The organism is Microcoleus sp. S1D4 (assembly GCF_036700765.1).
Lineage (GTDB): Bacteria > Cyanobacteriota > Cyanobacteriia > Cyanobacteriales > Microcoleaceae > Microcoleus.
Genome location: NZ_JAUBPP010000033.1, coordinates 16540 through 32557, shown reverse-complemented (window position 1 = coordinate 32557; position 16018 = coordinate 16540). Strand labels below are relative to the sequence as shown.

12 protein-coding genes and 1 riboswitch are annotated in these 16018 nt (G+C 46.2%); of the genes, 9 read left to right on the top strand and 3 right to left on the bottom strand.

Features of this window, described 5'->3' with window-relative positions; genetic code table 11:
• Positions 1 to 35: 35 nt before the first annotated feature.
• Both QT998_RS24835 and QT998_RS24830 read left to right on the top strand, forming a co-directional pair.
• Complete coding sequence (locus QT998_RS24835; protein ID WP_333118581.1) at positions 36 to 596, top strand: Uma2 family endonuclease; 561 nt, start codon at positions 36 to 38, stop codon at positions 594 to 596.
• A 79-nt stretch (positions 597 to 675) separates the two neighbouring features.
• Positions 676 to 1236 (top strand): Uma2 family endonuclease, encoded by a 561-nt coding sequence (locus QT998_RS24830; RefSeq protein WP_333092954.1) that lies wholly within the window; start codon positions 676 to 678, stop codon positions 1234 to 1236.
• Positions 1237 to 1363: 127 nt separating this feature from the next.
• On the opposite strand, the gene QT998_RS24825 is transcribed toward QT998_RS24830, so the two are convergent.
• Positions 1364 to 2500 carry a DUF262 domain-containing protein gene (locus QT998_RS24825; RefSeq protein WP_333092953.1) on the bottom strand — a complete coding sequence of 379 codons (1137 nt, stop codon included), beginning with the start codon at positions 2498 to 2500 and terminating at the stop codon, positions 1364 to 1366.
• Between the two features lie 124 nt (positions 2501 to 2624).
• Positions 2625 to 2721, top strand: a riboswitch (TPP riboswitch).
• An 8-nt stretch (positions 2722 to 2729) separates the two neighbouring features.
• On the opposite strand from QT998_RS24825, the gene thiC reads away from it, so the two are divergent.
• Positions 2730 to 4103 (top strand): phosphomethylpyrimidine synthase ThiC, encoded by a 1374-nt coding sequence (gene thiC / locus QT998_RS24820; RefSeq protein WP_333118579.1) that lies wholly within the window; start codon positions 2730 to 2732, stop codon positions 4101 to 4103.
• A 52-nt stretch (positions 4104 to 4155) separates the two neighbouring features.
• A complete protein-coding gene (locus tag QT998_RS24815; RefSeq protein WP_333118578.1) occupies positions 4156 to 5145 on the top strand; it encodes an FkbM family methyltransferase in 990 nt (329 codons plus the stop codon).
• A gap of 323 nt (positions 5146 to 5468) precedes the next feature.
• On the opposite strand, the gene QT998_RS24810 is transcribed toward QT998_RS24815, so the two are convergent.
• Positions 5469 to 5621, bottom strand: a complete 153-nt coding sequence (locus QT998_RS24810; protein ID WP_333118577.1) for a DNA cytosine methyltransferase — start codon at positions 5619 to 5621, stop codon at positions 5469 to 5471.
• A 553-nt stretch (positions 5622 to 6174) separates the two neighbouring features.
• Positions 6175 to 6369, bottom strand: coding sequence for a hypothetical protein (locus tag QT998_RS24805; RefSeq protein WP_193975465.1), 195 nt, complete (start codon positions 6367 to 6369; stop codon positions 6175 to 6177).
• A 383-nt stretch (positions 6370 to 6752) separates the two neighbouring features.
• Here QT998_RS24805 and QT998_RS24800 point away from each other — a divergent pair, with 383 nt between their 5' ends.
• The 5 genes from QT998_RS24800 (at position 6753) to QT998_RS24780 (ending at position 15882) form a co-directional block, all read left to right on the top strand.
• A complete protein-coding gene (locus tag QT998_RS24800) occupies positions 6753 to 7106 on the top strand; it encodes an STAS domain-containing protein (protein WP_333092951.1) in 354 nt (117 codons plus the stop codon).
• 141 nt (positions 7107 to 7247) lie between these two features.
• Entirely contained in the window at positions 7248 to 10034 is a 2787-nt protein-coding gene (locus tag QT998_RS24795) for a TIGR03960 family B12-binding radical SAM protein (RefSeq protein WP_333118574.1), read from the top strand.
• A gap of 1133 nt (positions 10035 to 11167) precedes the next feature.
• A complete protein-coding gene (locus QT998_RS24790) occupies positions 11168 to 13555 on the top strand; it encodes an Rne/Rng family ribonuclease (protein WP_333118573.1) in 2388 nt (795 codons plus the stop codon).
• Positions 13548 to 14279, top strand: a complete 732-nt coding sequence (locus QT998_RS24785) for a ribonuclease HII (protein WP_333092948.1) — start codon at positions 13548 to 13550, stop codon at positions 14277 to 14279. The genes QT998_RS24790 and QT998_RS24785 overlap by 8 nt, the downstream gene beginning before the upstream one ends.
• A gap of 232 nt (positions 14280 to 14511) precedes the next feature.
• A complete protein-coding gene (locus QT998_RS24780) occupies positions 14512 to 15882 on the top strand; it encodes an FAD-dependent oxidoreductase (protein WP_333118571.1) in 1371 nt (456 codons plus the stop codon).
• Positions 15883 to 16018: the final 136 nt, after the last annotated feature.

Sequence of the window (16018 nt, the reverse complement as noted above, 5' to 3'; positions counted from 1 at the left end):
TAAATTTAGAGAAGCTGCAAATAAGGAGAATAGTTATGTCTGTTGAAATGCAAAGACGGCTATTTACAGTCCAAGAATATCACTTGATGAATGAGTGTGGTGTGTTTGGTGAAAATGAACGAGTCGAACTTATAGAAGGAGAAATTATCCAAATGGCAGCAATTGGTAGGCGTCACGCCGCCCGTGTCGATCGCCTTGCAGAGTTTTTTGGCGATCGGGTGCGAAAACGTGCTATTATCCGGGTGCAAAATCCGATTAGCCTTGGATCGGGATCTGAGCCTCAACCTGATATTACTTTAGTACAACGTCGCGCTGATTTTTACGAAGAATCGCTGCCAAATAGCGAGGATATTTTGCTGTTAGTTGAGGTTTCAGATAGCACGGTTAATTACGATCGCGATGTGAAAGTACCTAATTATTCACGTTCTGGGATTCAGGAAGTTTGGTTGTGGGATTTAGAGGCTAATTGTTTAGAAGTTTATCGCAACCCGACGGCAAATGGCTACATTTCAGTGCAAAAATTTGAGCGGGGAGAAACGGTTTCGCCCTTGGCTTTTCCCGACTTGGCAGTGAGTATTGATAGAATTTTGGGTTAGGGGGATGAGCTAGTATTAGTTGGAAGATGACTGGTAACAAAACTCAGCTTGAATTGACTGCGAAAAAAGGAGGAAATTTATGTCTGTTCAGATCCAAAGACGGCTATTTACAGTGCAAGAATATCACTTGATGAGTGAGGCTGGCGTATTTAGAGATAATGAACGAGTAGAACTTATCGAAGGAGAAATTATCCAAATGGCAGCAATTGGTAGGCGCCACGCCGCCCGTGTCGATCGCCTTGCACGAATGTTCAGCCACATTCCAGAGTCCCTAGTTATTTTTAGAGTGCAAAATCCTATTTGCCTTAATGATAACTCAGAACCGCAACCTGATATTGCTTTAGTGAAACCCCGCGCCGACTTTTATGAAGAATCGCTGCCAAATAGCGAGGATATTTTACTGTTGGTAGAGGTAGCAGATAGTACGGTTAATTATGACCGCGATGTGAAAGTACCGAATTATGCGCGATCGGGCATTCAGGAAGTTTGGTTGTGGGATCTTGAGGTTAATTGTTTAGAAGTTTACCGCGATGCGACGGCTGATGGCTACACTTCAATGCAAAAATTTGAGCGGGGAGAACAAGTTTCGCCGCTGGCGTTTCCTGAGTTTGTAGTGAGTATTGATTTAATCTTGGGTTAAAATAGCCCGCTTAAACTAACTGTTGAAAAAAGGAGAGAAGAATAGTTATGTGTGTTTAAAAACATTGCCTTAAGCATCTAAAAAAGAAGCGTCAATTATAAGTTAACGCTACTTTTATGAACACTTGCTATTCTAAATTTCCTAAATAATTGGACGCAATTTCTAATCTCCTCTTGACATTATCTTCGCTAGTAAGATTGCGTATTTTTTGAGCTACTCCACTAAAACTATCATTTTCCATCAGTGATTTATAGCGTTCTTCCAGTTGTTCAAAATTATTAATCTTGCCTTGTTCTAACCTGCGAGCAGTAACCACCATTACGGCTTCAAAGTAAGTAGGAATCAATAATTTTAGAGGCTTAAAAGCTTTGTTACCAAGACATTTATGGAGCAATTCAATCGTTGGGATAAATGCGTTTATTATTTGTTTTTTGGATTGGTGGGCAAAGTGTCTATTTTTCCTCATGTATTGATTGAGAAATTCTTTTAGAGAAGGCTTATAATCGTTGCCATCGAAGTAAAAGGCCAGGAATCGCAAAATAAGTTCTTGATCTTTCCTGTTTTTATCTGGGATACCAAATATGTCACGCCACGCTGGGTTTTGATTTAGTTCCTCTAGCAAATTATTGAGTTCGCCGTGATAGATGCAAGCACGAATTTCCTGCGATTTAAGGATAGTACCTCCGGTATTTAGCCTTTCAAAGATATAGTAAATACTACTGTCGTCGTCTGCATAAAGTGGCTCGACAATTGTAGCGGAGACAACCGAGTCATCTAATTGGCGTCGGTATGCGTCTTTCAGTGATTGATATGTCTCTCTTTCAAATTCTGTATGAACCCCTTTCAGAGCAAACGAGTGCCGACTGTTTGGAAACTTCCCTTGGTAGAAATATAAAAGACTGCGTAATCTTTGCTGACCATCAATAACAAGCAGTTTTTTTGTTTCTCGATCTTTTGCTAGAAATATACCGGGAACTGGAAGCCCAAGCAAGAGAGATTCTATAAAACGCGCAGCTTGTTTGGGTTTCCAAACATAAGCACGCTGGAATTCAGGAATATATACGTCTTTGCTTTCCAGGCGTCTAACTAGACCCGCTACATCAAAATCAATTCGAGAAACTGCTATGGAAAATTTGGAGGGAATAATGTCCTCCTCATCTTCCCCGCTGTCATCTTCCCCGCTATCCTGAATATCGTTTTCCTGTTCCTCATTCGCTAGATGCTTTGGGGCAGATGTCTCGCTGTTTGACTCAAATGTACTCATCTTGTAGCCTCCTTTCTGCCTGAGTTATTAGATAATATATAATGCTCGCTCCCCTGATCTATCTCTCAATATTAAGATTTCCTTAGTTGCTGCCGTCGCGCACAGAAATCGGTGATACAATCAACAGCTTAGCTAGGGGTGCCCGAAAGTCCGGGCTGAGAAAACACCCTTAGAACCTGAGTCTGGGTAATACCAGCGGAGGGAAGCTGTTTATCAAGGAAATAAGAATATGCGTACCGAATGGATCGCGAAGCGTCAGGGACACAGCAATGTATCTCAAATGCACTACGCCCGTCAAGGTGTGATCACTGAGGAAATGGATTATGTTGCTAAGCGAGAAAATCTCCCAGCAGAACTGATCCGCGCGGAAGTAGCGCGGGGACGGATGATTATTCCGGCTAACATCAATCACACAAATTTGGAGCCAATGGCGATCGGCATTGCCTCTAAGTGCAAAGTCAATGCTAATATCGGCGCATCTCCCAACTCTTCCAACATGGAAGAAGAAGTTGACAAGCTTAAACTAGCAGTGAAATACGGTGCTGATACCGTGATGGATTTGTCCACCGGCGGCGGTAATTTGGATGAAATTCGCACTACAATCATCAATGCTTCGCCGGTACCAATCGGTACTGTACCAATTTACCAAGCTCTAGAAAGCGTGCACGGTAATATGGAAAGTCTGACGGCGAATGACTTCCTGCACATCATTGACAAACACGCTCAACAAGGTGTTGATTACCAAACAATTCACGCCGGAATTCTGATCGAGCATTTGCCCTTGGTGAAAAATCGATTGACTGGAATTGTGTCTCGCGGCGGCGGTATTTTGGCCCGGTGGATGCTGCACCACCACAAACAAAATCCTCTCTACACTCACTTTAACGATATCATCGAAATCTTCAAAAAATACGATGTTTCGTTTAGTTTGGGAGATTCTCTGCGCCCCGGTTGCACTCACGATGCGTCGGATGAAGCTCAATTAGCCGAACTCAAAACTTTGGGACAATTAACTCGCAAAGCTTGGGAACATGACGTGCAGGTAATGGTGGAAGGCCCCGGCCACGTTCCTATGGATCAAATTGAGTTTAATGTCAAGAAACAAATGGAGGAATGCTCGGAAGCACCTTTCTATGTTTTGGGGCCGTTGGTGACTGATATTGCACCAGGTTACGACCACATTACTTCGGCAATTGGGGCGGCGATGGCTGGTTGGTACGGTACTGCTATGCTGTGCTACGTGACACCGAAGGAACATTTGGGATTGCCTAATGCTGAGGATGTCAGAAACGGGCTGATTGCTTACAAAATTGCGGCTCACGCTGCGGATATTGCGCGGGGCCGTCCGGGTGCGCGCGATCGCGATGATGAACTCTCGAAAGCGCGTTACAATTTCGATTGGAACCGTCAATTTGAGCTGTCATTAGATCCAGAACGAGCAAAGGAATATCACGACGAAACTTTGCCGGCAGATATCTACAAAACTGCCGAATTCTGTTCGATGTGCGGGCCTAAATTCTGTCCGATGCAGACGAAAGTTGATGCCGATGCTTTGACTGAGTTGGAGAAGTTTCTTGCTAAGGAACCTGTAGCGCTAAGCTAATTGGATTAATTCGTAGGGTGGGCAATGCCCACCTTACTTAATCGTAAAGCTGTTGCAAATTTATATTTTTGCTAACTTATTACTTTTAGGTTCATCGTCAGTTATGTTTAATGAAAACCAACCAAAAATTGCTGGTAATTTTCCGATTATTGCTTCGTTAGCCGAATATTTTGAGCGAAATTTAGTTGTTATAGATGTTGGCTGTAGATGGGGATTTGCTGATGTTTGGTCTCTTTTTGGTTCTCATGTCACCTTAATAGGATTTGATCCAGATCCTGCCGAATGTGAGCGATTGAAGAGTACCTATCAAGGCTCTTCTGATGTGAATTTTGTTGCTAAGGCATTGGGAGAATCCGAGGGGAAACTGCCACTTTTTCTCACCGCTGAACCAGCTTGTAGTTCTTTATACAAACCTGACTCATCACTTACAAGCTCTATGCCTCATCTAGCTTGTGCAAAATTGGTTGGCGAAACAGAGGTTGATTTAACGACATTGGATACCTGGGCTTCGTCTACTGGTGTCAATGAAGTGGACTTCCTTAAACTTGATACTCAAGGATCGGAATTGGGAGTTTTAGAGGGGGCTGAAAATTGCTTACAGTCCATACGCGCTTTACAAATTGAAGTAGAATTTAACCCTATTTATTTGGGTCAGCCTCTTTTCAGTGATATCGACTCTTTTCTGCGTAAGCGAGGCTTCGTTCTGTGGCGACTAACAAATCTTTGTCACTATAGCAGTTTACCAGAAGCCTCAGCATTCAAACATAAAGACGTACAAATTTTCGACGGGCGCATCGTTCCCATTTCAGCACAGGGAGGGCAACTTTTTTGGGGAGAGGCTTACTATGTCCGAAAAGAAATAGCTTATTCAGAAGAAACCAGTGATTGGCAAGCTTGCCTCCGCGATGGCGCTATAATTAGCACTTTGGGATTTCGTGACCTTGCCGGAGCTAGACTGCAACAAGCACTACACCATGCACCCTCAAATATTGTTCCTGCAATCAACCGAGTATTAACAAAATATTACTCACCATTGGTATAATGTGTAGTTAGTATGGTGGGCAAGGCCCGCCTTACTTAAGGTTATATTAAAAGGAGTTTCCGAAAATGAGAATTGCGATGTTCCGTTGCCGGTACTTTTTTGTTACCAAGGAATCGAGAATTTTAGCGAGATTGGGATGAGCAAAAAAAGTAACTATTTGCTCTTTAGTTAATAGCTTGCCATCTGGGTCATGACCAATTTTTTTATTTCGCCTTTTCCATATAAAACTCTTCATCAACTCAATTCTGTCTAAACTGCACTCGCCTCGCAAACCCAGTTCCCAATAATGAATCGAATTGCCACCGCAATAGTCAATTAGTCGCCTACCTGTACTGGTAAACTAACTGAACGTCGGGATTGATTTCGCTGCTTAAGAGGCATTCCGTTTCCAGATTCAAGGAACGAGTGGCGGATTCAAACGCTAATCTCATGCCGCCTATTCCTGAGAATAAGTCAATAAAACGGACTTTTTTCATGGCCATTAAGCCGGCTGTAAAAACTCAGCTTTGACTGAGTTGGAGAAGTTTCTTGCTAAGGAACCTGTAGCGCTAAGCTAATTTCGATCGGGTGGGCGGATTGTTTCGCCCGCCCTTGGCCATTCAAAAGCAGCGAGGTAAGGGAGGTAGAGCCTCCGAATCTGCATTACCAGGCTCTTCCTGCTAACGAGGAGGGAGGAGACAATTTAAAGATTGATAAGCTGAGCTTGGTCTGGGAGCGACGGATTATCGTAAGTAATAGTATAAACTTATACTCATAAAGCTTTTTTTAAGTATAACCAAAAAAGCTCAAATCAAAGATGGGCTTTTTGAAAGTAGAGAAATCGGAAGTATTTCCCCAAAGAAAAGACAGGTTATAGGGACTTATGATGTGCTATTTAAGTCTTCGAGAACCATCGCCGCAATCATCCCCCCAACCATCGATAGCTCGGAAAAACACTGTGCCGCAGTCAAGGATTTTGGCACTCTTATATTGTGCGCCACGCCAGGATTTTGTTTCGCTGTTTGATTTTTCCGTGTCGCCCGGTTCCCACTATCGACTAGATACCAATTGCACCCGGCCGGCATCCATTTCATCCATTAATAACTCTAAAGCCTCATAATCAATATCCGAGATGTACCCCAAACGGGTGAGCTCGTAGTTGATTTCGTTTTCAATGTCAGGCGTCAACTGCTTAATGTAGAGGGCTTTTTCTACCAGATGACGAATAGCATAAGTTGCTTGCATATTAGCTCTGAGAACTCCATACACTATAATCTTACTATTAACAGTCGATCGCGCGCGCGATCCAAATCACCACTAATAAGTGATTTAAATTACATTGATTGGTTTAACTTAACAGCTAGTACAAAGTCGATCGCCATTTTTAGAGTTGCCAAGACTTGCGATTGCTAGCATCAATAAAAAACAGTATAGCAGCTTACGTTTCCTCTCCCAATCCTGGGTAACTTTGCATAAATAAGAGTAAATAAATAAAAATTAAGTAAAATTAGTGAAAACAGCTTGTCGGTTTCCCTCAGAGCAAGTTAGGCTCAAGGTATAAAATAGATTTAGACTGACAACCAGATAACACCATAGTAGACAATACACAGAAACCATAGGTTGAAAATATGCAAACACTTCTTGCTCCGAAACCAATTACAGTGATTCAACCCTTATACCACCTGAATGCAGCTACCTCCGGAGAATTCGGACAGCAACTAACAACAGCAATTGAGACTGAGGGAATTGTGGCGGTACTCGTAGATTTGGGCGCAGTAACATTTATTGATAGTGCTGGTTTGATAGCATTGGTTTCCGGCTTAAAGCAGGCAAAAAAAATGGGGCGTAGGTTTAGTATTTGCTCAGTTTGCACCCAGATTAGGATGGTTCTGGAACTCAGTCAACTCGATCGAGTTTTTGAGATATTTGAAAGCGTCGAAAGTTTTGAAGCGGCCAACTCCCGCGCCCCCAAGCACTGGTAAAATCTGGCTAGAGGTCAAAAGCAGCAACAAAACACAACAAATTGAGTGAAATGCCCGAAAATATAGCAAACTGTCGCTGGCGTGTTGGGCGATTTTAAGGTAGGCTGCTTAGGAGTCGCAAATATCAGAGCGAGTCGAGCCGTGCCAGTAAAAATCGAAGAATTACTTACAGCAGAAATCAATCAGCCTGCTCGTTATCTGGGTAACGAGTTGGGGGCGGCGCGCCCGCTGTGGGATGCAGCTCGCGTGCGTTGGGTGCTAACTTATCCAGAAGTGTATGAAGTTGGTGCTTCCAATCTGGGACACATCATCCTTTACAATATTTTGAACGCTTTGCCGAGGCAGTTGTGCGATCGAGCTTATTTGCCCGCACCAGACTTGGCAGCAAAACTGCGATCCACCAAAACTCCCCTGTTTGCAGTAGAATCAAGGATCTCGCTCACAGAATTTGATATTCTAGGCTTCAGCCTCAGCTACGAACTCGGAGCCACAAACATTCTGGAAATGCTGGAACTTGCCGGCATTCCCCTAACTTGGAAAGAAAGAGCGACAAATCCTCAAAATGGTGGCGATTGGCCGCTGATTTTTGCTGGCGGACAAACCGCAACATCCAATCCCGAACCCTACGCTGACTTTTTTGACTTCATCGCCTTGGGAGATGGAGAAGAATTGCTCCCAGAAATCAGCTTGGTTTTGGCAGAAGGTAAAGCTAAAAATTTGAGTCGAGAAGCTCTGTTGCTGGATTTAGCGCAAATTCCCGGCGTTTATGTCCCGCAATTCTACGATATGGCGGCAGACGGTTCGGTTCATCCCAACCGCCCGCAAGTTCCCGCTCGAATTCTGCGCCGAGTCGCGACTCCGATACCAGCTTATTCGATCGGGCTAGTTCCCTACGTGCAGACAGTACACGACAGACTGACAGTAGAAATCCGCCGGGGATGCACCCGCGGCTGTCGCTTCTGTCAGCCGGGAATGCTGACTCGCCCCGCGCGCGATGTGGAACCGCAGCAAGTCGTAGAGGCGATCGAACAAGGGATGAAAGCCACCGGGCACAGCGAATTTTCCCTGCTTTCCCTCAGTTGTTCCGACTATCTGGCACTCCCAGCAGTCGGGATGGAAATCAAAAACCGCCTCAAAGATCAAAATATTTCTCTGTCTCTACCCAGCCAGCGGGTTGACAGATTTGACGATAATATTGCCGACATTCTCGGCGGCACGCGGCAAAGCGGTTTGACTTTTGCCCCGGAAGCTGGCACTCAGCGGATGCGGGATATCATTAACAAAGGCTTGACCAACGAAGAATTGCTCCGGGGCGTGAAAACTGCGGTCGATCGCGGTTGGGATAAAATCAAGCTGTATTTTATGATCGGTTTGCCCGGAGAAACAGATTTTGATGTGCTGGGAATCGCCGAAACAGTCCGCTGGCTGCAAAGGGAATGCAGGCTGAATGGCCGGCGGCCACTGAATTTTAATTTGACAATTTCTAATTTTACGCCTAAGCCTCACACTCCTTTTCAGTGGCACTCGGTTTCGACTGCTGAGTTTTCTCGCAAGCAAAAACTCCTGAAGGGAGAATTTAAAGCGATGAGAAATCTTAAGGTGAATTATACTGATGTGCGGCTTTCGGCAATGGAGGATTTTGTCGGACGGGGCGATCGGCGTTTGGGCCCTGTAGTCCGCCGCGCTTGGGAACTTGGCGCTGGTATGGATGCTTGGTGGGAAAGTTTGGATCAAGCTTACCAAGCTTGGACTCAGGCGATAGATGAATCTGACCTTACTTGGAAATACCGCCAAGTTGAAAGCGGCGAATGGAATCTTTTTCAGAAGGAAGAGGAGAAGGCAGAAGGCAGAAGGCAGAAGGCAGAAGGCAGAGAAATCAAAGAAGATTTTCCCAATTCTCCGCATCTCTCCCACTCCCCCTCCCCCTCCCCCACTCTCCCCCTCTCCCTCGATCAACCACTGCCTTGGGATCACTTAGACACGGGGATCGACAAAAACTGGCTGAAAATTGACTTGCAAAAGGCTTTGGAAGCGGCGACGGTTCCTGACTGTTCCTTTGAAGGGTGTTCGCGCTGTGGGGTTTGCGGCACGGATTTCGGACACAACGTGGTGGTGGATGCGCTGCCAATTCCTGAGTTTGCCGGTGAGTTCGTGCCGAATACGCAGCGGCAACAGCGGGTTCGGGTTTGGTTCGGGAAGGTGGGCGATATGGCTTTGGTTGGTCATCTGGATTTGCTGCGATTGTTCGATCGAGTTGTCCGCAGGGCCAATTTGCCGATTTCGTTCACCGGCGGCTTTCACCCGAATCCTCGGATTTCTGTGGCAAATGCTCTGCCTCTGGGTGTCACTAGCACAGGGGAAATTGCAGATTTTGAGCTTACTCGGCCGATCGATATTGAGGTGTTTCGGGAAAAATTGGTGGCGACTCTGCCAGAAAATATCCCGATTTACAAGGTGGAACAGATCGATCTCAAGGCTCCTTCTGCCAACCAGTTGTTAGAAGCCGCTGAGTATATCGTTACTGTCGCAGCAACAGGCCCGCTGGCAGAAAATGGCGATTTTGAAGGTGAAAATTCGGCTGCTGTCTCTGTCGCTGTTAGCGCTAACTGGGAAGCTTGGGTAGGGGCGATCGCCCAAACAGAGGCTTTTTGGCGGGTGCACACTACTAAGTCGGGAAAGACTAAGGATGTCAATTTGCGCGATCGGCTGCACAAACTAGAACTTGTAGAGCAGCTACCAGCTACCAGCGCCTCTGGCTGTGGCGGTACATCCGAAGGTAGAGCAGTCTTGCGCTATACCGGCAGTTGTCGCAGCGATGGCAACTTGCTCAAGCCCGAACATCTTGTGTTCATGCTCGAACAAGTCAGCGGGCAGGAAATTCAGCTTCTGCAAGTTCAGCGCAGTCAGCTAATCCTAGGTTATTGTTAAGATAGGGAAGCCCTGGTGAAATATTTCACTAGGGCTATCGATCGGGATGTGTCGCTTAAGCTATAATTGTTTGTTATGGAAGCCGCAGCGGCTCGAGCGCTTTAGTCGCTCGTCGCTAAGAGTCAACCAGCAACGCGGGCTGGGTGAAACTGCTTCTGTTCAAGACTTTAAGCCTTTTTGTACGTTGACCGGCTAAATCTAGTGCCAAACCCGCAGGAGCCGGGCCTGAACCAAATTTAGCGATTAATTTCGATCGCTCGACTCATTGTCGATCGTCGGCTTACTCACAAATCTCACGGTTCAAGCCGCTCTGCTGGTATTCAACAATAGATATTTTTGACCTCGATCGGAAAACAGAGACAAGCTCTCGACAATCGTCGTAAAGAAGCAAAAATTTGAGATTTTAGATTCTAGCTCCTGCTCCCTGATTCATCTGTGGAGTAAATCTAAAACTTGTACGGCGAAGTCGAAGTATCTCAAACTTCTACAGCGAAGTCGAAGTATCTAAAATCGAATCAAGAGGTTTTAGGGTTGGCACAGGCAAAAGTCGCAGTCGAAGAATGTCAAGCTGGGGTAAGTTGACCGCTATCCCGCAAGAATTCAACAAAAGTCTACGCGCTTTCAATCCTACTTAACTTTTGCTCAAAACCAGCCCTCAACCACGCAAGCGGAGTTATCAGTTCGTAGTGTTAAGTTGTGTGTTAAGAAATTGGTACGGAGTCACTGAATTTATTCACGCTCGTTCAAAGGAAGAGTTGGAAGTGTTGAAGATTGAGTGAGAGAGTTTGCAATTCACAAATCAAAATTCAATATTTATAACTCGGTAAAAACGTCCTTATTTCTATCTTCCAGCTCAGTCTGCGAAGCATAACTCATAACTCGCGATCGGGTGGATTCAAACACTGTATCTGTAACAGTTAACAGTCAGTAGGGGCGGTGCCCCCGTGCCCGCCCTCTTAACTTAACAGTCAACAGTTAACAGTCAACAGTCAACAGTTAACAGTCATTCCACCCTGAACCAACTCACAGCTAATAACTCTTCCTGCTACTACTAATAATTACAGTCAAAGTAAGAGGCACTATGAGCGTGCGTAAGTGTCTCTAATTTGCTGCCATTTTTTTGAGGAAATTGAATGACAAAGCAGATAGTTATAGCAGAGCAGCATCGCATTGCTGCCGTTTTTTCCGAAGATCAAATTCAAGAACTCGTGGTAGCCACAGGCAGCCACCAAGTCAGCGATATTTACTTGGGAATTGTCGAAAATGTACTCCCTGGGATAGATGCGGCCTTTGTCAATATTGGCGACCCAGAACGCAACGGGTTCATGCACGTCACAGACCTCGGCCCGCTGCGGCTCAAACGATCGGCAGGAGCAATTACAGAACTCCTCACCCCCCAGCAAAAAGTGCTGGTACAGGTGATGAAAGAACCGACGGGCAGCAAAGGCCCCCGGCTGACAGGCAATATCACCCTGCCCGGCCGCTATTTGGTACTGATGCCCTACGGTCGGGGAGTCAATCTGTCCCGCCGGATCAAGTCGGAAGCCGAGCGCAACCGCCTCAGAGCCCTGGCTATTTTGGTGAAACCGGCCGGGATGGGGCTGCTGGTACGCACCGAAGCCGAAGGCATGACCGAAGAAGCCATCATGGAAGATTTGGAAGTGCTGCAAAAACAGTGGGAATCCGTTCAACTCGAAGGCGGTACTTCCCGAGCGCCAGCACTGCTAAACCGCGACGACGATTTTATCCAGCGGGTACTCCGGGATATGTTCAGCGGTGACGTGAATCGGATTGTGGTGGACTCGCAAAATGGCATTAAGCGTGTCAAACAGCAGTTGATGAGCTGGAACGGCGGTAAACTTCCGGCAGGAGTTTTGATCGACCACCACCGAGAGCGCGCCTCGATTTTAGAATTTTTCCGCGTCAACGCTGCGATTCGAGAAGCCCTCAGACCGAGGGTAGATTTGCCTTCGGGCGGTTACGCGATCATCGAGCCGACTGAAGCCCTGACGGTGATTGATGTCAACTCAGGCTCGTTTACTCGATCGGCCACAGCTCGCGAAACTGTACTCTGGACAAATTGCGAAGCAGCAACCGAAATTGCCAGACAACTGCGACTGCGGAATATTGCCGGGGTAATTATTGTTGACTTTATCGACATGGAATCCCGCCGCGATCAATTGCAAGTGCTGGAACATTTCAATAAAGCTCTCAAAGCAGACAAATCTCGGCCACAAATCGCTCAACTGTCGGAATTGGGACTGGTAGAACTCACTCGCAAGCGCCAAGGTCAAAATATTTACGAGTTATTCGGCCACAGTTGCCCGACTTGCAGCGGGTTGGGGCATTTGGTACACCTCCCCGGCGAAGACGATATCGCCGGTGCCGTGCGGGAATCGCCCGATCGCACTGTGGGTTCCTCCAACCGCCTTTTGTTGAATTTGCCAGAAGGATTGGAACGCCGCAGCCTGACACCTACGGCGGCTGCAACTCCTGCACCAGTAAGAGAAGAACGTTCCGTCGAACCAGCTCGGGCTGCTTGGGAACCGTCTAGCGAAAGTTTGGATTTTGAGACCGGCAGCAACGCCTCGTCTTTGGACTTGCTCAACCATCCCAGCTATCAGGATTTGGGGAACGGAACCAGACGTCGCCGTCGTCGCCGAATTGGCGAAGAGCCTTTTGCTGTAGCCGAGGAGGAACCGGTACGCAACAAGTTGCGACTGCCGAATACCAACAGTGCGCCCGTCGTGGAGACGCGCTCTGAGTATCTCGCACCCCCCGGCATCCGCGCCGCTTCGGAGGGCTTCGGGTTGGTGAATATGGCTGCTGTTGGCAGGCGCGAGGATTTCGATCGCGTGCGTCCAACTAAGTCTGAGTTGATGAAGCCGATGGTGGAGCCTCCTGAAATGATTTCGGTGGAAATGACAGCCGAGGAGCAGGATGTTTATGCTCTGATGGGAGTTTCTCCTTTGGTGATGACGGATCGCGGTGTAAAAAATCCTAAGAATGCGATCGTTTCGGTGACACTCCCCGGAGAACCTCCGAACAAGTCGTCTTTCGAGCAGCTCGAATTTGAATTTGAACCGCCCGCGCCAGCACAGAAGGCTGAGGAAGCTGATTATTATGCAGAAATATCGGCAGTTGAGCCTGTATTTTCTCTGGGTGATGAGGATGATGAGGACGATCTCGATCTTGATGATGAGGTTGAAATTTACGGTGCAAGTTCGATCGACCTCATGGATGATTTTGCTGGCGACGAGGAGGAAACCAGCGATGGGATGGACGAATCGAATGAATGGGGAGCATTGGAGCCGCCGATCGAATTCGAGGAGTCGATCGAATTCCATGAGTCAAGCGAGTTGAATCAGCCTTTGACATCCAATGACTCAAACGAGTCGAATAAGTCGAATGAATCAAGCGAATCAAGCGAATCAAGCGAATCAAGCGAATCAAGCGAACCCGAAGAGCCAGCGATCAACCGCCGCCGCCGCCGTCGCTCGTCTGCTGTTGTAGATGACTGATCTCCAGTCAGAGGGAGGAGGAAAGAAGGAAGAAGGAAGAACAAAGAACAAAAAAGTAGAAATTTTTACTCTCTTCCCATCTTTCCATCTTTCCCCCTCCCCCAATCTCCCCCTCTCTAGCCTGAGCGAAGCCGAAGGCCAATCCCCCTCTCGGACTCAGATAATAGCTGGTGTGGACGAAGTAGGAAGGGGAGCTTTGTTCGGGCCCGTGGTGGCGGCCGCCTGCATTCTGCCCGACGAAGTTATCGATGAATTAGCAAGTTGCGGGGTGCGCGACAGCAAGCAGTTGAGTGCCGCAGCCCGGAGTCGGTTAGCACTAAAAATCCGGGCTGTGGCTGTTGACTGTCAAATTGGTGTGGCTTCGGTGCGGGAAATCGATCGCCTCAATATTTTGCAAGCTTCTTTGTTGGCGATGAAGCGGGCGATTTTGAAGTTGAATGTTACTCCAGATTTGTGTTTGGTTGACGGGAATCAAAGAATCCCCAATTTGGCGATCGCACAAGAGACGATGATTAAAGGTGATTCGCGATCGATTCAGATAGCCGCTGCTAGTATTGTCGCTAAAGTTTGGCGCGATGAATTAATCGTGCGCTTGGCTGTTAAGTATCCCGAATATGACTTGACAAATAACAAAGGATATGGAACAGCTAAACACAAGTTGGGATTGGAACGTTGCGGTGCGTCTGTCTTGCACCGAGTGTCATTTAGCCCTTGTCAAAAATAGTTACTTATCGGAAATAATCAGCATTTACTAAAGCTTGAGCTTATAACTAATAGCTCTTATTACAAAATTAGGAAAAGTAGTCAAACTAATCATATTAAATCATTCTGTAATTATTCACAAAAGTAGTCAAACTAATCATATTAAATCATTCTGTAATTATTCACATTCGAGTTTTTCCAGATTATAATTTTTTTCAAAATCACAGGGAAATAAAAACATAATTAATAAAGCTTTGTTTGGCAGTAGCGGTGAATACAGAGAACCAGCATCTGTTCCCTCAACTCCTTGGAGATTTAGATGGCCCAATACCGCAGATTTTAACTTCAACTATTACCACCTACTAGAAATCAACAAAAATCAATCTATTGGTTGCAACAACGACCCTCAGATTAAAGTGGCAATTATTGGTGCGGGGATAGCAGGACTCACCGCAGCCAGAGAGCTATTCAGGTGCGGGTACACCAATATTGACATTTATGAAGCCAGCCACAGAATCGGCGGCAGAACATATTCCAGATTAGTTGAGGGGCAACATACTGTATTGGAAATGGGTGCAATGAGGATGCCTTTTTTCCCCGCTCCTGACAGCGGCAACAGTGTATTAGATTATTACCGAGAATTGTTTCAAATTACGACGCAGCCTTTCCCAGACCCCGGTTCATCAATAGCCGATACCGGAATATATTTGAACAACGGCTGCGGCCCCGATACTCAAAATCCCTATCCTAAGCCGCAACTCGATATATGGCATAAAAATGGCGGCCCTCCCAATCCATTATTCAAAGCTGTCTACGATAAATGGCTGCATTTTGCGGACATGGTAACGAGTGTTTGCAAAGAGTTTTACGGACAAGATGGATGGGAAGAGTTTTGGCACAATGTCGTCCAATATTATTGGGACAAAAATTTTAGAGAGCTGGTTTATATGCCAGCAATAGATAGATACGACCCTTCTAAGCCGGGATACTTTGGCGGTTTGGGCATGAACGAAGCAGAGTCCAAACTTTTTTATACCATCGGTGCTGGAGATGGCGGCTGGGGGGCTTTCTACGACATTTCTTGTCTGTATCCGATGAGAACATTACTGTTCGGTTTCGGTACGAATCATCAGCTAATTCAAGGAACATTTGACGGACAGGGAAATTTTGTACCGGGACCTGAATATCGGGAGCAAGTAACAGACAGTCTGGATCGCGAATTTGCTTCTCCCGGTTATGTCGGCGTACAAACATTTGCAGAATGCCTGTTTTATCAGCCTGTGACCAGTGCATTTGTTGAAAATGTGTCGCTTTATGAAGCGTCAAAAACGAAAGGCAAGTATGATGTAAATCTGTATCTGAAGAATCCGGTAAATAAAATCAAATACCTCGATCACAGAAACGTAGAGGTAACTTCTGCCAACTTGGAGTCACCGAGAAATTACGATCTAGTTATTCTGACACCTACGACTTGGGCTTTAGAAATGGGTATGACTTTTGAAGGTTTTGACCCTAAAACTCAATTGCCATTTGATGTCACATACAGCATCAAGGAATCTCACTGGATATCGAGCTGCAAGGTGTTTTACCCGTTAAAGGAGAGGTATAATGTCTTGATTAACTAGATACATAATTGTTTAGAAAAAGCCTATATTGCCAAGAAACAAAGTAGTCTCTAGAGAGGTCTGTATGTCGAGAGAAAAGTCCAGCTCTGTTTACTCCTGTCAAGAAGAATTAACCTTATCTGAAAGCCCGTGGCAA